The sequence below is a fragment of the Sorangium sp. So ce128 genome (genome assembly GCF_051525245.1).
Taxonomy (GTDB): Bacteria; Myxococcota_A; Polyangia; order Polyangiales; family Polyangiaceae; genus Sorangium; species Sorangium cellulosum_B.
The window spans coordinates 5773971-5799059 of the sequence record NZ_CP150313.1 but is presented as its reverse complement, the minus strand read 5'-3'; the positions used below and the strand labels follow the sequence as shown (position 1 = coordinate 5799059).

Annotated in this window: 19 protein-coding genes; 9 read left to right on the top strand and 10 right to left on the bottom strand. The window is 69.6% G+C overall.

Annotated features, from left to right (window positions below; translation table 11 throughout):
• Nucleotides 1–181 precede the first annotated feature (181 nt).
• Both WME82_RS22085 and WME82_RS22080 read left to right on the top strand, forming a co-directional pair.
• Nucleotides 182–1840, top strand: coding sequence for a cellulose binding domain-containing protein (locus WME82_RS22085; protein WP_438044397.1), 1659 nt, complete (start codon nt 182–184; stop codon nt 1838–1840).
• A gap of 297 nt (nt 1841–2137) precedes the next feature.
• The gene (locus tag WME82_RS22080) at nt 2138–3148 is read left to right on the top strand and encodes a glycoside hydrolase family 11 protein (RefSeq protein WP_438044396.1); all 1011 of its coding nucleotides are present in this window, start codon (nt 2138–2140) and stop codon (nt 3146–3148) included.
• A gap of 57 nt (nt 3149–3205) precedes the next feature.
• Here the strand turns inward: WME82_RS22080 and WME82_RS22075 are convergent, their stop codons facing one another.
• Nucleotides 3206–3976: a DeoR/GlpR family DNA-binding transcription regulator gene (locus tag WME82_RS22075; protein WP_438044919.1), complete on the bottom strand. Its 771-nt coding sequence runs from the start codon at nt 3974–3976 to the stop codon at nt 3206–3208.
• Nucleotides 3977–4196: 220 nt separating this feature from the next.
• On the opposite strand from WME82_RS22075, the gene WME82_RS22070 reads away from it, so the two are divergent.
• Nucleotides 4197–5414 carry an MFS transporter gene (locus WME82_RS22070; protein WP_438044395.1) on the top strand — a complete coding sequence of 406 codons (1218 nt, stop codon included), beginning with the start codon at nt 4197–4199 and terminating at the stop codon, nt 5412–5414.
• Nucleotides 5415–5480: 66 nt separating this feature from the next.
• Here WME82_RS22070 and WME82_RS22065 read toward each other — a convergent pair whose 3' ends face one another.
• Nucleotides 5481–6110, bottom strand: coding sequence for a class I SAM-dependent methyltransferase (locus WME82_RS22065; protein ID WP_437747443.1), 630 nt, complete (start codon nt 6108–6110; stop codon nt 5481–5483).
• 133 nt (nt 6111–6243) lie between these two features.
• Here WME82_RS22065 and WME82_RS22060 point away from each other — a divergent pair, with 133 nt between their 5' ends.
• Nucleotides 6244–7509 (top strand): sulfotransferase family protein, encoded by a 1266-nt coding sequence (locus WME82_RS22060; protein WP_438044394.1) that lies wholly within the window; start codon nt 6244–6246, stop codon nt 7507–7509.
• A gap of 30 nt (nt 7510–7539) precedes the next feature.
• On the opposite strand, the gene WME82_RS22055 is transcribed toward WME82_RS22060, so the two are convergent.
• A complete protein-coding gene (locus WME82_RS22055; protein WP_438044393.1) occupies nt 7540–8373 on the bottom strand; it encodes an alpha/beta fold hydrolase in 834 nt (277 codons plus the stop codon).
• Between the two features lie 236 nt (nt 8374–8609).
• Nucleotides 8610–10640, bottom strand: coding sequence for a WD40 repeat domain-containing serine/threonine protein kinase (locus tag WME82_RS22050; protein ID WP_438044392.1), 2031 nt, complete (start codon nt 10638–10640; stop codon nt 8610–8612).
• 193 nt (nt 10641–10833) lie between these two features.
• On the opposite strand from WME82_RS22050, the gene WME82_RS22045 reads away from it, so the two are divergent.
• Entirely contained in the window at nt 10834–11748 is a 915-nt protein-coding gene (locus WME82_RS22045) for an STAS domain-containing protein (RefSeq protein WP_438044391.1), read from the top strand.
• Nucleotides 11749–12009: 261 nt separating this feature from the next.
• On the opposite strand, the gene WME82_RS22040 is transcribed toward WME82_RS22045, so the two are convergent.
• The gene (locus tag WME82_RS22040) at nt 12010–14334 is read right to left on the bottom strand and encodes an adenylate/guanylate cyclase domain-containing protein (protein ID WP_438044390.1); all 2325 of its coding nucleotides are present in this window, start codon (nt 14332–14334) and stop codon (nt 12010–12012) included.
• Nucleotides 14335–15338: 1004 nt separating this feature from the next.
• On the opposite strand from WME82_RS22040, the gene WME82_RS22035 reads away from it, so the two are divergent.
• On the top strand, nt 15339–16808 hold the full coding sequence (locus WME82_RS22035) for a protein kinase domain-containing protein (RefSeq protein ID WP_438044389.1): 1470 nt from the start codon (nt 15339–15341) through the stop codon (nt 16806–16808).
• Between the two features lie 68 nt (nt 16809–16876).
• Here WME82_RS22035 and WME82_RS22030 read toward each other — a convergent pair whose 3' ends face one another.
• The gene (locus tag WME82_RS22030) at nt 16877–17725 is read right to left on the bottom strand and encodes a helix-turn-helix domain-containing protein (protein ID WP_438044388.1); all 849 of its coding nucleotides are present in this window, start codon (nt 17723–17725) and stop codon (nt 16877–16879) included.
• A 190-nt stretch (nt 17726–17915) separates the two neighbouring features.
• Here WME82_RS22030 and WME82_RS22025 point away from each other — a divergent pair, with 190 nt between their 5' ends.
• Nucleotides 17916–18314, top strand: coding sequence for a hypothetical protein (locus WME82_RS22025; protein WP_438044387.1), 399 nt, complete (start codon nt 17916–17918; stop codon nt 18312–18314).
• 6 nt (nt 18315–18320) lie between these two features.
• On the opposite strand, the gene WME82_RS22020 is transcribed toward WME82_RS22025, so the two are convergent.
• From WME82_RS22020 to WME82_RS22005, 4 genes are all read right to left on the bottom strand, one after another.
• Nucleotides 18321–19028: a DUF4336 domain-containing protein gene (locus WME82_RS22020; protein WP_437747437.1), complete on the bottom strand. Its 708-nt coding sequence runs from the start codon at nt 19026–19028 to the stop codon at nt 18321–18323.
• Between the two features lie 67 nt (nt 19029–19095).
• Nucleotides 19096–19701 carry a glutathione transferase GstA gene (gene gstA / locus WME82_RS22015; protein WP_438044918.1) on the bottom strand — a complete coding sequence of 202 codons (606 nt, stop codon included), beginning with the start codon at nt 19699–19701 and terminating at the stop codon, nt 19096–19098.
• Nucleotides 19702–19745: 44 nt separating this feature from the next.
• The gene (locus WME82_RS22010; RefSeq protein WP_438044917.1) at nt 19746–20480 is read right to left on the bottom strand and encodes a Uma2 family endonuclease; all 735 of its coding nucleotides are present in this window, start codon (nt 20478–20480) and stop codon (nt 19746–19748) included.
• Between the two features lie 270 nt (nt 20481–20750).
• Entirely contained in the window at nt 20751–22130 is a 1380-nt protein-coding gene (locus WME82_RS22005; protein ID WP_438044386.1) for a formylglycine-generating enzyme family protein, read from the bottom strand.
• Nucleotides 22131–22960: 830 nt separating this feature from the next.
• Between WME82_RS22005 and WME82_RS22000 the strand changes: the two genes are divergently transcribed.
• Together WME82_RS22000 and WME82_RS21995 are read left to right on the top strand one after the other, a co-directional pair.
• Complete coding sequence (locus WME82_RS22000) at nt 22961–24409, top strand: radical SAM protein (RefSeq protein WP_438044385.1); 1449 nt, start codon at nt 22961–22963, stop codon at nt 24407–24409.
• Nucleotides 24399–24998, top strand: a complete 600-nt coding sequence (locus WME82_RS21995) for a LysE family translocator (protein ID WP_438044384.1) — start codon at nt 24399–24401, stop codon at nt 24996–24998. Before WME82_RS22000 ends, WME82_RS21995 begins: the two co-directional genes overlap by 11 nt.
• The last annotated feature ends 91 nt before the right edge of the window (nt 24999–25089 follow it).

Sequence of the window (25089 nt, the reverse complement as noted above, 5' to 3'; positions counted from 1 at the left end):
TCGAAGCCCAATTCGGCGCTGCTCAGCGCTGGCACGCGCCGTGCTCGAAGGCGGCTCGGCGATGTCGCGCGGTGTGGGCGTGAAGGGAGCACGATTGACAATCATGAACTCGAACTATCTACATGCTGTCGAGCGGGTGAGATGGACTGGCCGGCGCACACGTGTGACGCTCCTCGAAAGGATGGCCGAGCTCCTGCGGGCTCGTGCCCTCCGCCTTGCGTGCCTGAGCATCTTCGTCGCGCTCTCGACTTGCGGTCACTCGAGCGGTAGTTTCGCCGGGACGACCGACTTTACCGTCCAGTACAGCAACTATGACGCCGCCGCGCCGAACGACACCATCGTCGAGGCCGGGATAAAAATTCGCAACAACACGGCTGCCCCGATACCGCTGAGCAGCATCGTCATACGCTACTGGTTCACGAAGAACGCCGCGACGACGGTGGCCCCGGCGTGCTGGTGGTGGCGCTCGGGCTGCAGCCGAATCACGCTGACAACCGGGACAGTGTCCTCTACGGGCGCCGATCGTTACGTGCAGATCGGCTTCATCAGCGCCGCCGGGAGCTTGGCTGCGGGGGCGACGACCCAGCCGATCGACCTCGGGATCGAGTTCAATACGAACGTCGTCGAGACCGACGATTACTCGTATGGAAACCAGACAACCTTCTCCGACTCTAGCCGTATCACCGTGCACGACGCCGGCTCCGCGCCCACGGGCGGCCTGCGCAGCGGTACGCCGCCGAGCGGCCGTGTGTCGCCGCCTCCGGCGCCGATCTCCCTGACGGCTACGGCGTCGAGCGCAAGCGCGATCTCCCTGAGCTGGGCGGCGAGCAGCGGTGCGACAAGCTATGACGTCTACCGATCGACAACGTCGGGTTTCACGCCTGGCACGGGAAGCCACATCGCCAGCGGCGTGACCTCTACCAGCTATGACAGCACCGGCCTGGCTGCGTCGACCACTTACTATTACAAAGTCACGGCCCTGAATGCGGGCGGCGCGTCTGCCGCCTCCAATCAGGCGAGCGCGACGACCCGGGCCGGCAGCGCGGTCACGGCCGAGTTCTTCGACGATTTCAGCTACAACGGGACCAGCGACGCCGACTTCACGAGCTGGTGGTCGCTGCGGAGCTGGTCGGGGGCGCCCGGGGTGAGCGGCGCGGCGTGGCTGGAGTCCAACGTTTCGCTGGTCGCTGACCCGCAGAGCTCCACGAACAAGCTGATGCGTCTCGAGGCGAGCACGAGCGGCACCGGGGCGACCACCTCGCAGGCCGAGGTGATCACCAATGCCCAGAAGTTCCGCTCCGGCACCTACGCTGCCAGGGTCAAGTTCAACGACACCCCGCTGTCCGGCACGCGTCTCTACGCCGACAAGCCCGTCGAGACCTTCTTCACCTTGACCGAATGGGCCGTCGGCGACCCGGACTACTCGGAGCAGGATTTCGAGTACATGCCCAACGGCGGTTGGGGCCAGGGCAACACGAGCACGATGTGGCTGACTTCGTGGGAGACGTCGGACGTGAACGTCTCGAGCTTGGTCTCCGCGAACTTCAACGGATTTCACACGCTCGTTCTCCACGTTACCAGCACGTCCATCAGCTATTACATCGATGGGGTGCATCGCACGACGCACGGTTCCATGTACGTTCCAGAGGTGGATCAGTTCATCTTCTTCAACCTCTGGTACGATGAGCTCGATGCCGCGAAGGGCAGCTCGCGAACATACCACGAGGATGTCGACTGGGTCTACTTCGCCGAGGACGCGATCCTGTCGTCCACCGAGGTCGACGCGAAGGTAGCCAACTTCCGCTCTTCGTCGATTTTCCGTCGAGACACGGTGCCTTAGACCGGAGATCACGTTCTTCGGATACAGGCCCACCTCGGCGTTTTCGGTGCTCGGCGTACAGGCGTCTCAGGACCCTGGTTGTCTCACGTGGATGGCCGAACGGGTTCTGCGGATCGCGGGAGGGCCTGTCGAGCCGGCGCTCGTCACCGCGCCGGTGAGCCTGTCGAGCAGCCCATGGAACGGGATGTTTGCGCGGGTCTGGAAACTTCTGCCCGATGCGGCGAGCCGACGACGAGCTCTCCTTCCAGCGGTTCGCCTCCCTTGATCCCCGTGTGCAACCCCTGGCATGCTCCAACCATGAAGGTTCTCGCTCCGTCCCGTTGGTCGTTGGGTACCCTCGCCGCTTGCCTCGCTGCCGCGGCTTTCACGGGCTGCTCCGGCTCCGGGGAAGGGAAGGACGACGGCGGGAGCGGCGGATCGATCGCGGGGTCCACCGGCGCGAGTGGAGGCGGTGGTCAACCGGGCGCCGGGGGCGCGGGCGCTACCTCCGGAGGCGTCACGGGGAGCGGCGGCGCGAGCAGCAGCAGCAGCGGGCTCCCTGGTGCGGGCGGAGCGACGGGTGGAGGTGGCTCCCCCGGCGACGGCGGCGGGTCCACCGGCGAAGGCGGGTCCACGGGCAGCGGCGCGAACACCTGCCCGCCGGCGACACCCCTGACCGGAGGCAGGGAGTATTGCTCGAACAGCAAAGGCAATGCGGGCAATGGGTACGGTTATGAGCTCTGGGCGGAGGGAAGCGGGACGGGCTGCATGACCGTGCACGGCGTCGACGCCGCGTTCAGCGCGGAATGGAACAACGTCGAGGATTTCCTTGCGCGCGTCGGGCTCGACTTCAACCAGACCCGGAAGCATGCCCAGATCGGCACCTTCTCGGCGGAGTTCGCGCATACCAAGACGGAGGAGGACGGTGGCTTGACGTACATCGGTATCTACGGCTGGACCGTCAACCCGCTGCGCGAGTTCTACATCCTCGACGACTGGGGGAGCGTAAAGCCGGCAGGGTTCTCTTCCGACGGGACGCCGCGGGACGAGGTCGGCACGCTCACCGCCGACGGCGAGACCTACGACGTGTGGAAGAAGACCCGCGTGAACAAGCCGGCCATCACGGGTTCAAGCGAGACGTTCGATCAGTATTTCAGCATCCGGCGGACGGCTCGCACGTGCGGCACCATCTCCGTTTCCGAACACTTCACCAAGTGGGAAGCGCTCGGCCTTCCCCTGGGGAACCTGCACGAGGTCAAGCTGCTGGTCGAGTCCCAGAACAACAGCGGGACGGTCAAGTTCACGACGGCGAAGGTCGTCGTGAAGTGAGCGGAGGCCTCCAGGCACATCGAGCTCGGCATGGCCAGCGCGAGCCTGCGCCCCGCTCTAGGCCGGCTCCGCCTCGAGGTCTTGCGTGACGGTGACGCCCGCGGCCCGGTAGGGCGCGAGGGCCTCCTTCGACACGCCGCGCTCGGTGAAGAGCCACGTGAGCTCGCTCAGCGGCGCGACCACGTACGGCGACACGGTGCCCAGCTTGTCCGCGGTCACCAGCGCGACGACCTCGGCCGAGGCCTCCACCATCGCCCGCTTCACGTACGACTCGTCCAGATCCAGCGTGGTGACGCCGAACGTTGGATCGAGCGTGCACACCCCCAGGTAGCAGAGGTCCGCCCGGATCTGGCGCACCCCCGCGATGGTCACCCCGTCGGCGGCGGCCAGCGGATCCTTGCGCATGCGCCCGCCCAGCAGGACCACCTCCACCCGCGGGTGCTCCGAGAGCGCGATGGCGACAGGAGGGCTGTTGGTCACGACCGTCGCCTCGAGATCGCGCGGGAGGTGGCGCGCGACAGCCACGTTGGTCGTCCCGCTGTCGATGAACACGACCTGACCCCGCTTGATCAAGGTCGCCGCGGCCCGCGCGAGCTCTTCCTTGGCCTTCGGCCGCTGCCGCTCGCGCGCAGGGAAGCTCGGGTTCACCCGCGAGACGGGCAGGCCGCCGCCGTGAACCCGCTGCAAGAGCCCCTCGTTCGCCATCTCGCGCAGATCGCGCCGGATCGTGTCCTCCGAGACGCCGAAGGCACGGCTCAGCTCTGCCGCCACCACCTTCCCGTCGCGTTCTAGTACCACGAGAATATGCTGGCGCCGCTCGGCCACCATCAGGCCGGAGGTGTCTGCGTTGTTTTGCACGGTTGTTCCTGTTTGTGCACGAAGTTGCTTGCTCCGGTCCCTTCCGGCCCCATGATCTTTCCCTGATGTTCACGAAAATGCACGAACCTTCCGGGGAGCCTCCAACTCTCACCGCCGTCCTCCGGACGGCCTTCCCCTGGCCGCGGCTGTGCGCCAGCGGCTCGCCTGGTCCTGCGCGGGGGGTGCCGTGATGGGCGTCCCGCTCTCGCTCGTCGATGACGTCGCGCGCGCTCGGCGCGCCGTCTCGGTCATGTTCGTGGCGAACGGCATCGCCTTCGCGTCCTGGGCCGCGCGGGTCCCTGCGGTCCGCGAGCGGCTCGGGCTGCGCGACGGCCTGCTCGGCCTCGCCCTCCTCGGCCTCGCCTGCGGGGCGATGCTCGCCTTCCGCGCCGCCGGGCCGCTCGTCGCCCGCTTCGGGAGCCGGCGCATCACCCGGGTCTCGGCCTTGCTCCTGTGCGCGGCGCTGCCCCTGCCCGCGCTCGCCCCTTCCTTCGCCGCGCTCGTCGCGGCCCTCCTGCTGCTCGGCGTGTGCAACGGCCTCATGGACGTCGCGATGAACGCGCAGGCGGTCGAGGTCGAGCGGCGCTCCGGTCGGCCCATCCTCGCCTCGGTCCACGGCATGTTCAGCCTCGGCGGGCTGATCGGGGCGGCCCTTGGCGCGCTCGCGGCCGACCGGGCGCTGTCGCCCGCGGCGCACCTCGTCGCCGTCGCCGCCGTCCTCGCCGCGGCCGTCGCGCGCGAGGGCAGGGCGCTCTCGGCCGACGCGCGCCCCGAGCCCGCGACCGCGGCCGGCCCCGGGACCGCCCGCTCGACAGCGCTCCTCCTGCTCGGCCTCGTCGCGTTCTGCTCGTCCGTGGGTGAGGGCGCGATGGCCAACTGGTCGGCCGTCTACCTCCGCGACGAGCTCCACACCACCGCGGCCTTCGCGGCGACCGGCTACGCCGCGTTCTCGCTGGCGATGCTCCTCGGGCGGTTCTCCGGGGACGGGCTGACGCAGCGGTTCGGCGCCGATCGGGTCGTGCGCGTGGCTGGTGTCGTGGTCGCGGGCGGGCTCGGCGCGGCGCTGCTCGCCAACGCCCCCGTCGCCATGCTGCTGGGGTTCGGGTGCGTGGGTGCCGGCCTGTCCGTCGTGGTGCCGCTGGTCTTCCGCGCCGGGGCGAGCGCCCCCGGCGTCGCGCCCGGCAAGGCGCTGGCGACGCTCGCCACCCTGTCGTACGGCGGCTTTCTCGTCGGCCCTCCGGCCATCGGCCTGGTCTCCGACCACCTCACCTTGCGCGGCGGCCTCGCCCTCGTCGTGGCGCTGGCCCTCGTGATCGTCGCGGTGGGCCCTGCGGTCATCCGCGGGCCCGCGTCCCGCGCCCCCGCCGCCCGCGCGTCCGCGCGCCCGCAGGTGATCAGGGCGCACTGACCGCGGGCACCCGCGCGTCTCCGCACGCTTCGGGGCGACGGATTGCAAGCTGCTCGCGCCGGGGGCTCAGCGCTTGCGCCACACCGTCGCCAGCCACGGCTGCTGCTCGCGCGGCCGGCCCGCCGGTCGATAGTAGTGCTCGATCTCCTCGAACCCGGCGGCGGTCACGTGCTCCCGCCACCGCTCGAGCGACCAGGTACAACCGTACCGGTCGCCCGACCACCCCTCCCGATCGTCGCCGCGCGGGTTCGAGCTGAAGAGGACGCCGCGCGGGCGGAGCGCGGCGTGGAGCTCGCGGAGCACGCGCGGCAGCTCCTTGCTCGGCACGTGGAACAGCGACGCGTTGGCGAATATCCCGTCGAAGCGCCCGGCCTCGAGGTCGAGGCGCAGGAAGTCCTGGTGGAGCACCTCGCAGCCCGCGTGCCGCCGCGCCATGTCGACGAACCGCGCGGACCCGTCGAGGCCGACCGGGTTGTGCCCAGCGGCCCGGAACGCCGCGAGATCGCGCCCGGGGCCACAGCCGAGATCGAGGATCGTGAACGGGCCTGCCCCCTCCAGGGCCGCGAGCAGCGCGGCGCGGTTCTGCGAGACGTCGTGATCGCGCGTGCCCTCCCAGAACGACAGGGCGTGATCGTCGTAATGAGCCAGGGTCCTCTCGGTGAGCGCGGAGTGCCGGGGGGCGCTGTCGTCGTGCATGGCGGCAGTGTGGGCCGGGAGCGCCCCGCCGAAAAGGACGGCGAGGCGCTCGTGGTGCGGCCGCCGCCCGGCCCGCGTGCGCCCGTTCGGCGCTACCCCTCCGTGCGGCGCGCGCCTACCCTGAGGCCGGCGCATGCACGGACCTACCCGATCGACCCCTCATCCGTACCGCGTGTCGATGCCGTTCCGCGCGCTCAACGCGGTCGGGGCGCGGATGGGGCGCTCGGCCCTGCGTGCGCTCGCCCCCCTGGACGTCGACGTCCTGTCCGAGCGCGCCCGGCGGCGCACGGGGCTGACCGATCCCGGCGAGGGCTGGTTCTGGGAGGGGCTGCGGGTCCTCTCCGCCTCGCTCGAGGACGAGGCCGATCTGGCCCTGCTCGGGAGGCTCGGCTTCGGCGACGAGATCGAGCGGCAGATCGCGAATCGCCTGCTGCTGCGCGAGGACGTGCGGCGCGAGCCACGGATCGTCGAGCAGCGCACGCCGCGCCCGGTCTTCATCGTCGGCTATCCGCGGACCGGCACGACGCTGCTGCACAACCTGATGATCCTGCACCCGGACGCGCACGCGCCGCGCCTCTGGCGGCTCCAGGCGCCGTCGCCGCCGGTCCGTCCCGAGGACGAGGCCCGCGACCCCCGGCGCGCGGCGGCGAGGCGCCGCGTCCGCCTCGCGCACACCGTCTGTCCGATCTTTGCCACCATCCACGAGCTTTCCGCGGACGGCCCGGAAGAGTGCGTGTTCCTGCTGCAGAACACCCTTCTCCCCTGTGTCCGCGCCGAGACGCCGTCGTACGGGAGGTGGGCGCTCGCGCAGGACCTCGTCCCGGACTACCAGCATCACCGCCGCCAGCTGCAGGTCTTGCAATGGGGGCGCCCCGAGGGGCGCTGGGTGCTCAAGTCTCCCTTCCACCTGCCGGCGATCGCCGCGCTCCTGCAGGTGTATCCGGACGCGTGCATCGTGATGACGCACCGCGATCCGCTCCGGGTCGTCCCGTCGTTCTGCAGCCTCGTCGCGGCCGCGCGCGCGATACACCAGCGGCGGGTCGAGCCGCGCGCGGTCGGCCCGGGGGCCCTCGAGCTGCTCGGTGCCATGATGGACCGCTTCCTCGAGGCCCGCGCGCGGCTCGACCCGGCGCGGTTCCTCGACGCGAGCTACGAGGAGCTGACCGCGGATCCCGCCGGGCTGGTGCGGCGCATCCACGAGCGCTTCGGGCTCGGGTTCGACGGCGCTGTCGCCGCGCGGATCGAGGGGTGGATGCGCGAGCACCCGCAGCACCGGTGCGGGGTCCATCGCTATGCCCTCGACGAGTTCGGGCTCACCGAGCGGGAGGTGCTGGACCGGTTCGGGGGCTACCTGGAGCGGTTTGGCGAGCTCGCCGCGGGGAAGCGAGGGCGGAGCTGAGCCGGAGAGCGGGAGCGCCGTATTCCGGGCTCAGGCGGCGTCCAGCCATGCCTCGAGCTCGGCGGCGAACGCCGCCGGCGCGTCGAGCATCAGCCAGTGGCTCGTCTCCGGCAGCACGACCGCCGTGAGCGCGGGCCTCAGCGCGTGCAGGCTTTGCGGCCATGCGTTCGAGGGGGCGACGATGGCGTGGGCGCGGGCGCCCGGGGCGGCGAGGTAGCGGTCCAGCGCGTTCACCGCCTCGAACTCCAGCAAATGCCGGGACATGTTGAGCATCCGGTCGTGCGGCGTGGCGGCGACGCGCGTCAGCACCGCCTCCCGGGTCGCGGGCGTGCTGCCCGCGAGCGCCTCGCTGAAGGTGGCCAAGGCGGTGTCACGCCAGCCGTCCGCCGCCAGGGCGGCGAGGTAGGGCGGGAAGTGCTGCGCCTGGACCTCCGCCGGGATCTGCGTGAAATCCCGGGCCGGGTCGGCGAGCAGGAGGCGCGCGACCCGCTCCGGATGGTCGGCCGCGGCGGCGAGCGCCACGAGCGCGCCGTAGCTGTGGCCGACGAGCGCCACGCGGGGGAGCGCCAGGGCGTCGAGGACCGCGAGCACGTCGGCCGCGCACGCGGACGGAGCGTAGTCCGCGTCGGGCGGGGGCTCCGACGCGCCGTGCCCCCGGAGGTCGATGGCGACCGCGCGCCGCCGGCCGGAGGCGTGCGCGAGCGGCGCCTCCCAGAAGCCGGCGTGGCCGACCATGCCGTGCACGAGCACGACCGGCAGCGCCTCGCTCGAGGGACCCGCGCCCGCGGCGGTAGGAGCGCCCGTGGCCGGATGATCGACGATGTGGAGCGCGCCCGCAGGGCCCGCGACGGTCAGGGAACGCATGTGCGTCTGCTACCTCGGTGTGTGTGGCCGCGTGAAGGAGCCGTATTGCGCTGCGAGCGGGGAGCGTAGGCGAGGCGCTCTTCCGGAGCAAGGCGGCGCTCGTCGGTGCGTTTCCCGGCTCCGTCGGCGAGCACGAGGAACATGGGGGCGTTATTGCACGAGATCACGTCCACAGGATGGCGGGACAGCGGCATCCGCAAGCCGCAGGCGTGCTCCGGTAAGAAGCCGGTTTGCTGCTAACCGGTAGTCTTCGAGAAGCTAAAGACGCGCACCATACCGTCGTCGGACGCCGACGCGAGGTGCTCGCCGTGAAGGCTCAAGGCGACGCTTTCGACCGCTCCTCCGTGCCTGGGAAGCACTCGAAGCGGCTTGCCGGTTGCGACGTTCCAGAGTCGAACGCTGCGATCGGGTGAGCCCGAGGCGAGCACGCCGCCACGCCAGCCGAAGGCAACGGAGACGACGCGCTGACTATGGCCCTCAAGCACCCTCACTGGCTGTTCATATTTGCCCATTTCCCAGATGCGAATCGTGCCGTCGCCGCAGCCTGCCGCCAGGAAGGCGCCATCCGGCGAGAAGGCCACGCTCCGCACCCCACCTGGAGAGCCGCGAAGGACCCGGAGCGGCCGGAGGCTTTGATCCCACAGGCGAATGGTCGAGTCGTTCGCGGAGGACGCAAGAACGGTACCATTCGGACTGAAGGCCACGCTTCGAACGCGGTCGGAGTGCTCCTTGCCGGTGAACATCAGCTCGCCGGTGGAGATGTTCCAGAGCCGGACCGTCTTGTCGTCGGAGCAGGAGGCGAGCTGCTGTCCTGTCGGGCTCGTCGCGACGCAACGGACGGATGTAGCGTGGCCTTGGAGGGTTCTTTCTGTCGCGCCGTTCTTGGCGTCGATTGCGCGAATGTTGCCGTCGCTGCATCCGAGGAAAATCGCTGTTTGGCTTTGCGCTCTGGCGAAGCAGAGCGGGCGTGCGAGATGTTTACGCCACCACCGCCAGCGCCTCGCCTCGAGCTCCCAGCACATCACCAGGCCTAGCGAAAAGCCGCCATAGAGCGTAAGACCACGCGAGCCAAGCTTGACGGCGCTGGGCTTGATGCCCGGTATCGACAGCGAGAGCACCCTGGCGTCTTCCCATGGCTCGTCGGTGATCTGGATTTGCGACACGTCTACGCCGGGCGTGACGTCGCGCTCCGGCCGCTCACCTCCGCTCGATGGACGGGAAAAGAGCCTGCGGAGCACCGCCGCGTCGAACGCAGCTTCTTTTCCTGCGTGCCCACGTGCCTCGGCAGCTCCACGGGCGCCCTCTGCGCGCGCTACGTCCTGGAGGGGCCTGGCAGGCGCGGCTCTTTGCGCCGGCCGCACGGGCTCATCGGGCCGTGACGCGGGCGCGGTATCGTCAAACGCCGTCGATGGCGCGGGCATCGCGCTTCGTTGCGCAGACGTCGCGAACGCCTGAGCCATTTGGGTCGCCGACTCGAACCGCTGTGCGGCGTCACACTGGAGGGCCCGCGCCATCCACGCGTCTACCCCTGTGGGCAGGTCGGTGCGGAGCGCGCTTGGCATCGGGAACTTCCCGGCGCAGACCGACCGCGCCAGCGCCAGGAATGTATCGCCCACGAAGGGAGCTCGTCCCGTCAACGCTTCGTATGCGACGACGGACAGCGCCCACAGATCTGTCCGGTGGTCGATGTGCTTGGGCGCGCTGAACTGCTCTGGGCTCATGTAGAGCGGCGTCCCCAGTGTCCTTCCGGTCGCCGTCATGCCCATGACATCGGGGTGCACATGCTTCGCGATCCCGAAATCGAGCACCTTGACGAACGGTTCTCCTTCCTCGTCGATCAGGAACAGGTTGTCTGGCTTGATGTCGCGGTGCACGATCCCCAGCTGGTGAGCCCGGCTGAGCGCCTTGGCCGTCTGCTCGACGAGCCTCACCACCTGCTCGATCGGCAGATGGCCATGCCGCTTCAGCCGCTGGCGCAGCGTTTCCCCTTCGAGCAGCTCCATCACGATGAAGGGCTCCCCCTCGGGGGTGACTCCGTGGTCGAACACCTGCGTCACGTGCGGGCTCCTGAGCCGCGCTGCCGCCTGCGCTTCCCGCTGGAAGCGCACCGTGAACTCCGGCCGCTGCACGTAGTCCCGAGCCATCAGCTTCACCGCGACCTGCGTCCCGAGCGCGAGGTGCTCTGCCACCCACACGCACCCCATCGCCCCCTCTCCCAGGGGGCGCACCAGCCGGATCGTCGGGGTTACATGCTGTCCCGCCTGCATCGCTTGATCTCCGACCAGGTTGCTCGCGCTAGCTCTTGTCCGACCAGCCCCAATCGTACTACATCTTCCGTGGTGGTGTCTATTGGATGGCAGCCTCTGCCGTGCAGTACCGTTCGCAGCTGGCGGCTCGTCGTGACACGACAGGCGAGCGGGTGCGCGTAGGGTTCCTGGCCGATTGAGAAGGTTAGGTGGCATGAACAAGGTGGAGACGGCGCTCACGGAGACGGTCGCGGATCCCGAGCGTGCACGACGAGAGCTCGAGGAGCGAGGCAGAGAGATCGACTGCCTTCACGCGATCTTGAATCCCGACATCACCGAGAAGGCCTCGCTCGAGGAGCTGTTCCAACACACTGTGGATCTCGTCCCGCTCTCGTTTGGCGACCCAGAGGCAACCTGCGCCCGCGCGAAGGTCGGCGAGCGCTCGTTTCTGACGAAGAATTTCCGCGAGACGGCCTGGGTGCTCGCGCAGGACATCGTCCTGCAAGGGCAGGCGATTGGCGCGGTGGAGGTCCATTGCCGCGAGGAGGCTTTGCTGGCAGGACCCGATGCCTTCTCGAAGGGAAAGCGATACTTTCTCGAGATCGTAGCGGCGCGCCTCGGCGAGCTGGTCCGCCGCGGCCTTGCCGAGGACGCGCAGCGCAGACAAGAGGAGGAGCTCAGGGAACGCCTAGAGTTTACGCAGCGGCAGCTGCAAGCCATCAGCTCGTCTTCGTTGCCGGTCCTGGAGGTCTGGGACAAGGTGCTGGTAGTGCCTGTCTTCGGCTTGATTGATTTGGATCGAGTGGCGGAGCTCATGGACCGCTTGCTTCCGGCCATCTCGATCAAGCGTGCGCGATTTGTGATAATTGATGTTGGTGGCGTGGAGTTGATGGATACAGCGAGCGCTGGTCATTTGTACCGACTCTCTGCCTCAGTGCGTATGCTCGGCGCATCGTATATTCTTACGGGAATCAAGCCCGAGGTGGCGCAGGCTTTGGTTTCTCTTGATATGGACCTTTCGGAGTTGAAGTCGTATGCTCACTTGTGCGATGGACTGCGAGAATGTTTGCGACAGGTAGGAGCAGCGCGAGTCGCGGGGACGCTATTGGCTTCTATTTTTCGAATGTAGATCGTGGATCGCTCGTGGGTGGACGCATGATGCGGGAGTGTTTGCGGAGAGCACGGGCACTCCGCGCGGGGCGGGGACGGGCTGGGGTTTGAGCCCAAATAACGTCCTGTGTCCGGCGTGCGCAGCACGTCGGGCGCAGGACGTCTCAGGCGAGTTCAGCCCGTCCGCGCCCCGCGCGACGAGCTCCCTCCTTGGGGCCGGGCGGCTCGGCAGCACCTCCCATCCACCCAGACGCGAGCCTGCCTGTACGGCGGCGAGCCGTTACGCCTCGGCGCGGTGCAGCTTCTGGACGAACGCCGCGAGCCCCGGCGGCGACGACGTGAAGTGGATGCGCACGACGTCGTCGGCGCGCGCGTCGAGCTCGATCACCTTCGCGTGCAGCTCGCCGCCGAGCTGCTCGGCGAGCGCGCCGGACGGGTGGATCTGGAGGTTCGTGAAGGGCGCGGGCCGGGGATGGATCCGCAGCACGGCGCCGAAGGGCGAGAGCCCGAGGATGAAGGCGGACTGCGGCTCGCCCTCGACCCGCTTGCCCGCGAGGCGCGCGCACACGACCGGCAGCGGCGACGAGAGCGAGAGGATCTCGACCCGCCGCTCGGGCAGGTAGAGACGCTCGGGGTTGTCGAGGCCCAGGACCTCGTGGACCAGCACGCGGTTCGAGAACCCCTTGACGGCCAGCGCGTGGCTCTGGCCGAGCAGGAGGCCCGCGCCGGCGGCGCGGCGCGTGGCGTCCGCGATCAGGATCTGGCGGCCCACCGTGCACGACTCGATGCGGGACGTCAGGTTCACCTGGGCGCCGACAACGCCGTATTTCGTGCGCGCCTCGGAGCCGATGTTGCCGACGACGACAGGGCCGGTGTTGAGCGCGATGCCCATCTGGAGCGTCGGCAGGCCCTCGGCGCTGTTCTTCTCGTTCACCGCGTCCATCGCGATCTGCATCTCCAGCGCGCACGCGACCGCGCGGCGGGTGTCGTCGCCCGCCGGGAACGGGGCGCCGAAGAGCGCGAGGATCGCGTCGCCGATGAACTCGATGATCGTGCCGCCGCGCGCGACGATGATGCGCGCCATCTCGCCGAGGTAGCCGTTCAGGAGCCGCATGACGACGTCGGGCGGCATGTTCTCGGTCATCGTCGTGAAGCTGCGGAGGTCCGTCATCATGATGGTCACCTCGCGCTCCTCGCCGCCGAGGAGCTGGGCCTCGGGCGAGGAGAGCAGGCGGTTCACCACGTCGTCGCTCAGGTAGCGGCCGAACGTCTTGCGGATGAACTCGCTCTTGACCGACAGCTCCGCCGCGAGCTGCGAGAGCTGCTCGCGCGAGCGCTTCAGCGTGAGCTGCGTGTCGAGCCGCCCGAGCAGGATGTCAAAGTCGATCGGCTTCGTCACATGGTCGTTGGCGCCGAGCTTGAGCGACTCGACGACGTCCTCGCTCGCGCCGCGCGTCGTCACCATGATCACGGGGAGCTCGGCCTGCGACCGGCTCTGGCGCAGGGCGGAGAGCACGCCGAGGCCGCTGATGCCGGGCATGTTCACGTCGAGCAGCACGGCGTCGAAGCGCTCGCGCGCGGCGAGCCCGAGCGCGCGGGGTCCGTCCTCGGCGGAGGCGGTGCGGTAGCCGTTGTCCCGCAGCACCCGGCAGAGGACGTCGCGGTTGCCTCGGCTGTCGTCGACCACGAGGATGGCGCCGCGCCCGCTGCCCTCGATCTCGGCGTGGACCGCGGGCTCCTCGTGCGGGGAGGGGATGCTGACCTTCACGCTCGAGGGCGCGTCCTCGTCGCCGTTCTCCATCGCCTGCACGATGGTGAGCAGCTTGCGCGACGCGAGCTCGATGTTGCGGATGTCCTCGATGTGCTGCGGCGCGACCTTGCCCTGCAGCGACGCCACGAGCAGGCGCGTGTAGCCGAGGATCTGGTTGATGGGCGTGTACGGGTCGTGGCCCCCGCCGTGCGGCTCGTGGAGCCGCTGCGGCTCGCGCCCCGCGGTCGGCCGGGCCGACGGCGCGGGCTGATGCGCGGCGGGCAGCCCGCCGGTCGCCGTGCGCCTGGCCGGCGACGACGCCGGCGCGTGGCCACGGCCGGCGTCGTCGTGGCGCGACCCCTCCGGGACGCGCGAGCTCGGCGGCTCGGGCGGCTGGGTCGCGGGCGCCGCGGGGGCGCCCTCGGGCGGGTCCCACCGGTCGAACGGATCCTGCAAGGTGTAGCCGCTGCGCGCCGCGGCCGCGGCGGCGGCGGTCGGCCGCTCTCGCCAGCCGCGCGCCTCCTGCGACGCATAGGCGCCGTGCGGAGAGAGCGGGACGCTCGGCCGATCTCGCCGCACGCGCGCGTCGGCCGGGAAGTGGCTGCCGCGCGCCGGGGGCGGCGCGTGCTGCTGAGGAGGCGGGAGGGTGCTGCCCCCGCGGTTCGATGCGGGCGCCGGCGGCAGGGCGCTGCCGTTGCCGGCGCTGTTGCGTGTCGGAGGCGGCGCTGACGGCAGGGCGCTGCTGGCGCCGGCGCTGGCGCGCGACGGGATCGTCTCCGGCGGGATCCCTCGCGACGGCACGGGGCTGACCGTTGCCTTTTTGTGCGCGTCCTTGTCGGAGGGGGATCGGCTCATGGTTCCGGCGATTCTACGCCTGCGCGCGTAGACGCAACCATGGATGACACCCGCGCTTCATTTTTTATCGCACCCCTACGCCTCAGCTTCAGCCTCGGCGCGGGTGGATTTCCTCCGCCGGCGTACGCGCGAGCTCCGCGGGTGTCCAGGCCGTCCTCGGCAGGGTGAACTCTTTCAGTGAGCCGGCATCCAGAAGACGAGAGGCTTCAATCCTCCTCCAGAAGACAACCCGCCTGTCGCGGCGCGTGCTCCGAGGAAGCGCGAGCGCGCCGCGCGGGTGGAGCTCTGGACAGGCCCGCCCTCCGATGTCGGACGATGCCGACACCCCAATGGGTCTCGCCCCGTCCTCGTGATTCCCGCGCTGGATGAAGACGCGAGCGCCGTCCTCCGCGCTGCCCGGACGGTGGTTGTGGAGGTAAAATGAAAGACTTTTTTCGAAGTCAAGAGGCGATGAGCCCTCGCGCGCCCCCGGGGGCTCATCTGGCGCCGCGAGGTGAGCCCATGGATGAAGCCGCAGCGGATCGCGAGCCATGGCCGCACGACAGGCACGCTTGTTCCCGGGCTCCCCACCTGTTCATCAGGTGGCCTACCTTCAACTCCGTTGTTCTGCGTCACCGCTCGCGACGACAGGTGCTTTCGGCCGGCCGGACGAACCTGGCGCTTGGCATGCGCTCATGCGCCGACACCGGCGCACGGTGGATGTCCGTCCACGTGGCCGTATCGCACATGAGTGCTCCGTGGCCCCTGCGCTCCTGGGGGATGTAAGAGACGGGTTGGCTTCAATGTGCGCGGATACGCGACACACGCTCTGACGTGACTGACGTGACTGACGTGACTGACGTGACCGACGTGACCGACGTGACCGACGTGGCGGAGAGCACTTTGTTTCTCTTGCAGAGGTAATGAAGGCGTCGTAGTGATCTATTTACGCCATACGGGCGAGTTTTCGGCTGGAGCTGACGGAACCACCGGCTCGGGCCTGTGCGAGAAGGAGTAGCAGAGGTATGCCCCTGCACACCGGACAGATGGTGACGCCTTCGCTGAGGCTCGTGCGCATCCTCCGGCGCGGCGGGATGGGGAGCATCTGGGTTGCCGATCGGCTTCCGCTGAAGGCTCAGGTCGCCGTGAAGTTCATGTCGCCCGAGTACGCGGATGATCCGGGCTACGTCGAGCGGTTCCGGCGAGAGGCGGTCGCTGCGGCGCAGATCACGAGCCCGCACGTCGCGCAGGTCCTCGATCACGGCTTGACGGCGGAGGGCATGCCGTACATCGCGATGGAGCTCCTCCGTGGCGACGACCTGAGGACCCGCATCAGCCGCCAGGGCCGGCTGCCGCTCGGCGAGGTGGCGCGTATCGTGGCGCAGACGGCCAAGGCGCTCGGGCAGGCGCACCGCCTCGGCATCGTCCACCGCGACATCAAGCCGGACAACCTGTTCCTGACCCAGGTGGACGGGGAGACCTTCGTCAAGGTGCTTGACTTCGGTATCGCCAAGCGGGTCCGGGACCTGCGGGTCACCTCGACGGGGAACGTGGTTGGGACGCCGCTGTACATGAGCCCGGAGCAGCTCGTCAGCCCGAGGGATCTCGATTTCCGTGCGGATCTCTGGTCGCTCGGCGTCGTCGCCTACCATGCGATGACGGGGCGGACCCCGTTCTCCGGAGAGACGCTCGCGGCGCTCACGCTCGCCGTGCACAGGGGGCGGTTCACGCCCCCCAGCGCGCACCGGATCGACGTGCCGGCCGCCGTCGACGAATGGATGGCGAAGGCCCTGCAGCAGGATCCGAGCGCGCGCTTCGGGTCGGCGAAGGAGATGGCGGAGGCGCTGGAGCGTGCGCTGTCGTCACGCAAGTGGGGCACCGAGACGCCGGCGCCGGCGGTCGGGGACGCGGCTGCGGAGAGCGTTGTCGAGGCGCCGCCCGTGAGCTCGCAGGACGGCGTTGTCACCCGGCGCAACCCTGTCATGACGTCCCCGTCGATACCGGTCGTGGAGGCGGATCTCTGCGAGGACGACGGCGGCGATGGCACGACGGCGGTCCTGGGCGCGGCGTCGAGCCGCAAGAAGCGCAAGAGGCCATCCGCGCGGCTCGCGGCGGCCGCCGTGATCGGCGCCGTGCTGGCCGGCGCCAGCCTGTTCTTCGGCGTCCGGCTCGCAGCGCCCGCTGCTGACAGCGCCGCGCTCGCCGCCGTCGCCCCCCGCGCCGGGCTGGCGAGCTCGACCGAGTCGACGCTCCTCGCCAGCGTCGTGGAGGCACCCCGGCCGCTGCTCGCGCCGGAGCTCCAGGAGCCCGTCCAGGCCGCTGCGGCGCAGCCCGAGAGCGCGCCCACCAGCGAGGCCTCGCGGTCGACAACGAAGAAGAAGCCCTCCGTGCGCCCCGCGCGATCGCCCGGGCGGACCAAGACCATCCCGTCCACTGGGCGGCACACCCGACGCATCAAGCCTTTTCCCCGCAACGACATCGCGATGCACCGGTAGCGCTCCCGGCGCTGCTCAGGGGAGCGCGGGCCGTGCACGGCTCGTCGACGCGCGCGCGGCGCGCGCCCTCAGAGCGGGATCCGATGGGATTCCTCGGCGGAGGGCCCTTGTCCTCGGCGTCGCGCCGTCGCGCGCAGCGCCTCCGCGGTCGCCTGGTCTGCGGGAAAGAACGACTCGACGGCGAGCTCGGACAGGGTGACGTCGATCGGCGTGCCAAAGACCATCGTCGTGCTGAGGAAGCTCAGGATACCGTCCTCCGTCCTGAGCCTGAGCGGCACCGCGACGGCGACCGGGTCGGGCTCGCGGGCGGGTTCGGGGCGCATCGATCCTTCCTGCGATGGATAGCGGATGAGCTCCTCGAAGAGCGTCACGAGGGCGGGATCGGAGCTCACGTCGATCTGACGGCGCAGGCGGGCGAGGAGGTGCGCGCGCCACTCGGGTGAGTTCTCGATGCGCGGCGCGAGGCCGCCTGGGTGCAGGCTCAGGCGCAGCACGTTGATCGGGGGCTGGAGGAGGGCGGCGTCGGCGCCAGCCAGGAATGGGCCGATCGCGCCGTTCGCGGCGACGAGGGTCCAGTGCCGATCGATGGCGACCGCCGGATAGGGCTCGTGGCCGGCGAGCACCACATCGACCGCCCTGCGCGCCGCCGCGAGCGCCGGATCGCCGAGGCTGCGCTCCGGATAGAGCGGCGCGTACCCCGCCGCCACGAGGAGCCGGTTGCGGTCGCGCAAGGGCACATCGAGGCGCTCGGCCAGGTGGATCACCATCTCGCGGCTCGGCTGCGCGCGGCCGGTCTCGAGGAAGCTCAGGTGGCGTGTCGAGATGTCGGCCTCGCAGGCCAGGTCGAGCTGGCTCATTCGACGGCGCTGGCGCCACTCGCGCAGGAGACCCCCGACCGGCGGGTGTGAGCTCGTCATCGCGAGTCGACCCTAGCACGCCGGAAAATGACGCCCATTACCTGGGAGGTAATCGATCCGTGCCGAGGGCGCCCCAAGGTGAGCGGTGTCAGGGGCGCTGCGGACACCCGGCGCGCCACGCGCGTCCGATGTCGAGCGGTCCCGCCCATCGAGGGGCGATGAGCCCCGACCGCAACGAAAGGAGCCCACCATGTCGTTCGTGATCTCTCCTCGCTTCCTGCGCCGTGTCCTCCTCGCCGACGCGGCCCTCAGCGGCGCTACAGGCCTCCTCATGCTCGCGGCCGCGGCGCCCCTCGCCGGCCTGACCGGCCTCCCCGAGGCGCTGTTCCGATGGGCTGGCGCGAGCCTCCTCCCGTTCGCGGCGCTCGTCGCGTGGCTCGGCACGCGCGAGCGTCCGGCGCGGAGGGCCGTCGTCGCCGTGGTCATCGCGAACGCGCTCTGGGTCGTGGACAGCGTGCTCCTCCTCGCGCTCGGCTGGTTCGAGCCGACGGCGATCGGCCATGCGTTCGTCGCGGCGCAGGCGCTCGCCGTCGCGCTCTTCGCGGAGGCGCAGGTCATCGGGCTGCGCCGCGCGCAGGCGGCCGCCTGAGAGCCCTCATCTCGCCGGCAGGAGCCGGCCAGCCCCGGCGCCGATCCACGCGAGCGCGCGGCGCGTCCGGTCCTTCGCCTCGCCTTCGATGACGTCTCCGTGGGCGACGACGACGCGCTCGAACTCCCACGCGAGGACGTCGGCGACGCTGCGCGCCGCCGCGGCGCGGTCCCTCATGAGCACGCGCCACACGTGGTCCTGGGCGGTCTTCCTCCACACGCCGCCCACCCAGAGGAAGACCTTCATGGCGAAGCTGCGGGCCTCATGCACGTTGAACAGGAGATCCGTCACGATGAGCGTCCGCGACCGCGCGTGCAGGAACACGTGCTCCGCGATGTACGGCACGCCCTCGACGAGGCGTACGCCGAGATCGTCGCCGATCTCCGGCGCCACGCCGGATCGGGGCAGCGGGGTGAAGCGGAGGCCGGAGAGCTTCTTCTCGAGCCCGGGCGCCCCGAGCACGCTCGCGCGCGGCCAGCGCTCGGTCGCGGCCCTCAAGAAGACGTGGTGGAGGCAGCTCGGGGCGACGAGGGCGCGCACCTCGCCGAGCGCGTCGATCTCCCGGGCGGTGTCGTCATCGAACGCCAGCGGCGAGTGGATGACGATCCCGCCGTCGGCCCGCCTCACGACCGTCGCGCGCGCCGGCAGATCGCCGAACGGCAGCCGGAAGTCCCTCTCGTACGCCCACACCTCCTCGGCGATCGCCCGCAGCATGCCGTCATGCAAAGTCGCGCGTGATCGAGGCGTCAAGGCGTGTACCCACCAGGGATACGAAGGAGGCCTACCGCCGCCGCTCGGCCTCGATGGCGGCCTGCACCGCAGGGCGGGCGCCGACGCGCTCCCTGTAGCGGCCGAGGACGGGCCATCCGCCGAGATCGACGCCCGCGAACCTCGTCCACGTCGTCACGGTATAGAGGTACGCGTCCGCCACCGTGAACCGCTCGCCGAGGAGGTACGTCGTGCCCTCGAGGCGGTGCGCCACGTGGGCGAAGCGCCGGCCGAGGAGCGTCCTCGCCGCGTTCTTCTGCTCGTCCGGCGCCCGCGGCTTGAAGAGCGGCGAGAACTGCTTGTGCAGCTCGGTGCTGATGAAGCTCAGCCACTCCTGCAGCCGGTAGCGGTCCAGGGTGCCGGCCGGGGGCGCGAGCCCGGACTCGGGCCTCCGATCGGCGATGTACTGGACGATCACCGGCCCCTCGGTGAGCACCTCGCCTCCCTCGATCTCGAGCGCGGGCACGTAGCCCTTGGGGTTGATCAAGGTGAAGTCGGCGCCCGACCGGGTCTTCTTCGTGCCGAGGTGGACCTGCTCGAGCTCGAACTGGAGGCCGGCCTCGCGCAGCGCGATGTGCGGAGAGAGCGAGCAGGCGCCAGGGCTGAAATAGAGCTTCATCATGCGCTTCACAGGAGGAGCGAGAGGAGCGCGGGCGCCGATCGCTACTTCAGCGTGTCGGGATCGACGCCGAGCTCCCGGAGCCTCGCTGCCAGCCGCATTGCCTGCTGCTCGGCGGACTCGGCGCGCTGCTCGGCGGACTCGGCGCGCTGCTCGGCGGACTCGGCCCGTTTCGCGAGCTCCTTGCCAGCGGGGACGAGCTCTCCCTCGGGGGTGAAGAAGCGGAGCTGTCCCTCCTGGACGCCAAGGAAGAGCTCAAGCTGAGCGCTCCAGAGGCGCCCGGAAGCATCGGGGGAGAGCGGCTCGTACTGCCCGTCGACGAGGTGGAAGCCCGAGAACTCGAGGGTCTCCGGATGGAACCAGAAGTAGTCCGGCGTCCGGAAGACGTCCTGGTAAATCTGCTTCTTGAGGCCGCGATCGGCGCCTTCGGTGCTCTCCGAGAGCACCTCCACGATCACGTTCGGGTACCGGCCGTCTTCTTCCCAGACGACCCAGCTCTTGCGCGCCCTCCGATCGGTGCCGAGCACGACGAAGAAATCCGGACCCCGGAAGTGCTCGGTCTTGAGCTGCCTGGGGCTGAAGTAGATGGTCAGGTTCCCCGCGGCGAAGAAGTCGGCCCGGTCCTTCCAGAAGAGCTCCAGGCTCTCGAGCAGCACGATCATCTGGACGAGGTGCTGGTAGGTCTCCATCGGAGGCTCGTTGCTGTACAGATCGCCCGGCGGAGCGACGACGCTCGGGTCGACGATCTCCGCCGGCATCGCGAAGGCGAGGGACGTCATGTCGGAAGCCTGCCGGAGGATCCACCTTGCAGCAAGGTCCGCGGCGAACCTCGCCGTGTCCGCGTAGCCGCTCGACAGCTCGCGGATCCCGGGTGCGATCATTTCGAAATCCACCCTTCTGTGGCGTCCCCGCCACAGGGTGCCTCGTGTTCGTCCTGCCCGGCCAGCGCAGCGTCCGTCGCGCACGTCGGCCCGTGGTGGCACCGCGCGCTCGAGCTCAGCTCGCGCGCGTCCGGTCGCGCGAGGGCCGCCCTCGGCGACGGCTCGGCGCTACGGCGTGCGCGCGCAGCGCACGCCGACGCCGTAGTCGCCGCGATAGTTCGCCGGATCGTAGGAGACCGCCGAGCGATTCGACGACAGGAGGTACGGCATCAACCCCGTGTGGAAGCCGCCGCCAGGCAGCACCCGGTTCGTGGCGCCGGTGAGGTTTGCGCAGTCCTCGCAGGGGCTCACGTAGTTCGCGTAGACGTCGAGGTTCCACTCCCACACGCTTCCCGAGAGATCCCACTGTCCAAAGCGCCCGACGCCGAGCGGCGTGCTCCCGACGTCCGGCACATTCACGACGCCCGTACAAGCGCCTCGCCTGCCGCTCGGATAGTAGCAATCATAGATCGCGTACTGGTTGCCAGAGCCGGGATCCATCGAGCCCCAGGGGTACATGCGCTGCTCGTCTCCACCGGCGGTCGCGTATTTCCATTCGGCCTCGGTCGGCAAAAAGCCGCCGTCCCAGATGCAGAAGGCGTGGGCCTCGTACCAGTTCATGAACGTGAGCGGCAGCATCTCGTTGTCGCCGGCGTTCGCCGTCCAGGTGCCGTACACGGTGGGGGTCAGGTTCTTGGTCCACGTGGCGGCCGCGCCCTGGCCCGTCGGAATGTACCTGTCCCAGCTCGAGTTCCACCCGGACTCGAAGCTTCCGCGCTTTGCGCTATCGGCCACGCCTTGTCCGTCGTTCAAATGCGTGTGTTTGCCGCTGCCCGCCGCAGGCGGGGAGCCGCCGGCGACCAGGTAATCGACGTACTGCCGGAAGCGGCCCACCGTCATCTCGTACTTGTCCAGTCGAAACGAGCTCACCGTCGCTGGATCTCTCGTGTTGGTCGCACCGCTGCCGTTGTTGCTGTACGTTCGATAGAACGTGCCGCCCGTGACCAGCAGGCTCGTGCAGCAGCTCTCGTTGCCGTCCGGGCCGCACGTCGAGAGCCCTGGTCCGCCGGGCGCACAGCTCGGCGGCTCGTCGACGCTCGCGCTGCCGCCGGACCCACTGCTCCCGGCCGAGGCCGAGTCGCCGCCCTGACCGCCCGTGGGGTTGCCGCCGCCCGACGCGCCCGCGCCTCCGCCGCTGCTGCTCGTGGTACCGCCGCTGTTTGTGGTACCGCCGCTGCTCGTGGCGCCGCCGCTGCTCGCGGCGCCGCCGCCCGCATCACCCGAGCTCGAGCCGTCGGCGCCATCGCTGCCACACGCCGCAGCGCCGAGCGCGAGCGCGAGCGTGGCGCACCACGCGCCATGCCGCTGCCGCCCGCCTTCACGGAGCGCGGCGGCTCCCACGTAGGAGGCCAGTGCGTGCGCTGTGCGGCGAGCTGCCGCGTTGCATCGGAGCTGCATTGTGTGTCGCCCGCGGACCATGTGAGGAAAGTACTCCAGTCGAGTCTTCATGTCTCCACAGAAATCGGAGACAGCGACGCTCATGGACTGCCATTGTAAATTTGCTGCCTTGTTCGTTGAGCCCGAGCATCCACCGGCTCGCCGGCTGGAGGTCTGCGCGCCTGCCGTCGCACGTGTCCATTCCTAGAAGCGTGCGGCTGAAATGATCGGGCCGCGTACGCGAGCACGGCTCGCCGCCGGGCTGCGCGCGCGCCGCGGCGGCGGCGCGCGCAGGTGCGCGGGAGGCGGACGCTGCGCGGTCTGCGCGGCGGGTCCGGTCGGCGGCGGCGCTCCGGGCGAGGAAGGCAGGACAGCGGCGGTAGCGCGGGCGGGAGCAGGGCGCGGGAGGGGCCGCGTCGCGTCCGGTGAGGGAGGACGCTCGCAAGCCTCGGCCGTCGGGCGAGCGAGCTGCCCAGGAGAGCTGAAAGTCGAACCGGAGGGTGCCGAGACCCGCCGGAGGAACCTTCGGCTCGCGCGCTGACGTCGGCGCCGAGCAGACACCGGACGTCCGGCAAAGCGCAGTCGATCGAGCAGGTGGTTGAGCCCGAGCCGCGGCTGATCGGCGGCTCGCTCCTGCCGCATGACAGGCTGTTGCTCGACCACGCAATGTGTTGCCTATCTCCCGCGGCGCGCCTCGAGGCGCGCCCTGAACCCCTGGTTGGCCGAGGTGCGCTTCTGGCCCTCGTGACGGTCTTTCTCGCCGGAACCGGACGAGGATCGCCGCTGGTCCGACGCTTGCCCCACAGCCTCGGCACAGCGCGCGTCGCGTCGCTGCGGCCCCGGACGGCTGGGCGCCGGAAACGCGGAGTTATCACCCACCCACCAGCACAGCAGGAGGCTCGATGCTGCTGCATAGCAGGTTTGACCACGTCGCCAGGAACACCATCGACTACTGGATGAAGCCCGATAGCGCCAACCTGTCGGCGGCCGAGCTCCTCGACGCATGGACCCTGGCGCCCTGGCTCGACCGCGCCACCGTGCAGCTCTATCTGCACGTCCCGTACTGCGCCCAGAAATGCAGCTTCTGCGCGTTCTCCGGCGGAAATTCCCTGAGCTTCAAGATGGCCGACCGCTACGCGGATCTGCTGATCTGGCAGATGCGCGACCTGCTCGGCCGCAGCCAGGCCAAGGGCAAGCCGATCGCCTCGGTGAACATCGGCGGTGGCAGCCCGGATCTCTTGCGCGCTCACATCGGCAAGGTGCTCCGGGCCGTCCGCGACCTGCCGGGATGCACGAACAGCACGGAGATCTCGGTCGAGTTCACCCTCTCCACGGTGACCGACGAGTTCATCGACGCGTTGATAGAGCACCAGGTCACGAAGGCCAGCTTCGGCGTGCAGGTCCTCGATCCCGCCATCCGGCGCCACCTGCACATGCCATCGGCGCTCCGGAACATGGATGAGACATGCGAGAAGCTCGCGCGCGGCGTGCCGATCATCAACGCCGACTTGATGACGGGCTTCCCGGGTCAGACCGTCGAGTCGGTGCTGTCCGATCTGGAGTGCATCGTCGACCATCCGCACATCAACGCCGTCAGCAGCTATCTCCTCACGCCCGGCGCGGCGCCGAAGCTCGTCGGGGACATCCAGGCGGGCAGGGTCCCGGCGCAGCCCCGCCACGAGCACCAGGCGCTGTTCAGGCTGCATACCTACGCGACATTGCTGCGTCGGGGATGGATACGGAAGGGGACCAACACGTACATGAACCCGGACAAGATCCCGGAGCGCGCCCTCTCCATCGTCGCAGGCAACGAGTGCATCGGCGCCCGGCGATACGAGGATTTCCTGATCGGCGCAGGGGCCCAGGCGATCTCGTCGATCCCTGGCGCGCGTGCCGAGAACATCGTCGACATCGACGCATGGAGCGCATTCGCCGAGCGGGGCGAGCACGGGTTCTCGCTCGACAAGTCGTCCCTGTCGCACCAGCGCGACATGGCGCTGTGGGTCTTTCCGCTCATGGGAAACGGGCTCGCCGTCAGCGAGTACGAGGCGCTGCGAGAGTCCGGCGCGCTCGACGAGGCGCAGATGAGCAACTTTCGTTCGTTCATCGAGGAGGGGCTGATCTTCCGGTCGGGGGACCGCTACCAGCTCACCATCACGGGCGAGGTGTTCATGGGGCACCTCGTGCGCAACCTCAAGAAGGAGGCGGATCGAGGCGTCCTCGATGACTACATCGATGAGGGATACACCCTCGGGCAGCTCGTGGCGACGGACAAGATCGTGCCGAAGAACGCCACCAACAACCGACAGCTGTTCCGCCAGATCGTCCGGGGAGCCGACAGTGAGCACTGAGGTGCTGCTGGCCTACTGCATGGCCATCTTCGTCGCGTCCATCATCCCGGGCCCATCGATGCTGCTCGCGCTCGCCAAGGGCGCCAACCACGGCTGGGGGGCAGGGGCGCTCTCCGGGGCGGGAAACATTGCGGCGACGATCGTGCAGGCGGTCGCCTCCTATCTCGTCATCCTGAAGGTCGGCAGCCTGTCGAGCACCCTCCTGCTCGGCATGAAGCTCGTAGGGGCGCTGTACATCTTTTGCATCGGCTGGACGCTGATGGGCGTCGCCAATTTTGGGAGCGACCGTGAGGTCGCGGCGCGGGCCGGGTCGTCGTGGCAGCACGTCCGCGACGGCTTCATGTTCGCCATCGTCAACCCCAAGGCGATCGTGTTCTTCGCCGCCCTCTTTCCCCAGTTCGTGGGGCGGAGCGTGGCGGGCAGCGTGATCGCGATAGGCGTCCCGATCGTCACCATCGGCTTCGCCTGCTTCATGATCTATGTCGTGGCGGGCCGCGTGATGGTGGAGATCCTCGGGCACGGGCGGCACGTCGGGAAGATCTTCGGCATCTGCATCATGCTGTGCGCGCTCGCGCTCCTCTTTGCCTGATTCGCCTGATGAACACCTCAGGGGCGCGCGGTCCTCCTCGACCCTGGTGCGCCGCCCCGGCGCCGCTGCAAGGAGGCTGCAGCCTCCAGCA

Coding starts and splice junctions, on each gene's coding strand:
- WME82_RS22020 (WP_437747437.1), bottom strand. CDS start 19,028: ATGCTGCGGGCGATCGCCGAGGAGGTGTGGGCGTACGAGAGGGACTTC.
- WME82_RS22030 (WP_438044388.1), bottom strand. CDS start 17,725: ATGACGAGCTCACACCCGCCGGTCGGGGGTCTCCTGCGCGAGTGGCGC.
- WME82_RS22000 (WP_438044385.1), top strand. CDS start 22,961: ATGCTGCTGCATAGCAGGTTTGACCACGTCGCCAGGAACACCATCGAC.
- gstA (WP_438044918.1), bottom strand. CDS start 19,701: ATGAAGCTCTATTTCAGCCCTGGCGCCTGCTCGCTCTCTCCGCACATC.
- WME82_RS22070 (WP_438044395.1), top strand. CDS start 4,197: ATGGGCGTCCCGCTCTCGCTCGTCGATGACGTCGCGCGCGCTCGGCGC.
- WME82_RS22035 (WP_438044389.1), top strand. CDS start 15,339: ATGCCCCTGCACACCGGACAGATGGTGACGCCTTCGCTGAGGCTCGTG.
- WME82_RS22060 (WP_438044394.1), top strand. CDS start 6,244: ATGCACGGACCTACCCGATCGACCCCTCATCCGTACCGCGTGTCGATG.
- WME82_RS22010 (WP_438044917.1), bottom strand. CDS start 20,480: ATGACGTCCCTCGCCTTCGCGATGCCGGCGGAGATCGTCGACCCGAGC.
- WME82_RS22080 (WP_438044396.1), top strand. CDS start 2,138: ATGAAGGTTCTCGCTCCGTCCCGTTGGTCGTTGGGTACCCTCGCCGCT.
- WME82_RS22055 (WP_438044393.1), bottom strand. CDS start 8,373: ATGCGTTCCCTGACCGTCGCGGGCCCTGCGGGCGCGCTCCACATCGTC.
- WME82_RS22040 (WP_438044390.1), bottom strand. CDS start 14,334: ATGAGCCGATCCCCCTCCGACAAGGACGCGCACAAAAAGGCAACGGTC.
- WME82_RS22005 (WP_438044386.1), bottom strand. CDS start 22,130: ATGAAGACTCGACTGGAGTACTTTCCTCACATGGTCCGCGGGCGACAC.
- WME82_RS22075 (WP_438044919.1), bottom strand. CDS start 3,976: ATGGTGGCCGAGCGGCGCCAGCATATTCTCGTGGTACTAGAACGCGAC.
- WME82_RS22050 (WP_438044392.1), bottom strand. CDS start 10,640: ATGCAGGCGGGACAGCATGTAACCCCGACGATCCGGCTGGTGCGCCCC.
- WME82_RS22045 (WP_438044391.1), top strand. CDS start 10,834: ATGAACAAGGTGGAGACGGCGCTCACGGAGACGGTCGCGGATCCCGAG.
- WME82_RS22025 (WP_438044387.1), top strand. CDS start 17,916: ATGTCGTTCGTGATCTCTCCTCGCTTCCTGCGCCGTGTCCTCCTCGCC.
- WME82_RS22085 (WP_438044397.1), top strand. CDS start 182: ATGGCCGAGCTCCTGCGGGCTCGTGCCCTCCGCCTTGCGTGCCTGAGC.
- WME82_RS22065 (WP_437747443.1), bottom strand. CDS start 6,110: ATGCACGACGACAGCGCCCCCCGGCACTCCGCGCTCACCGAGAGGACC.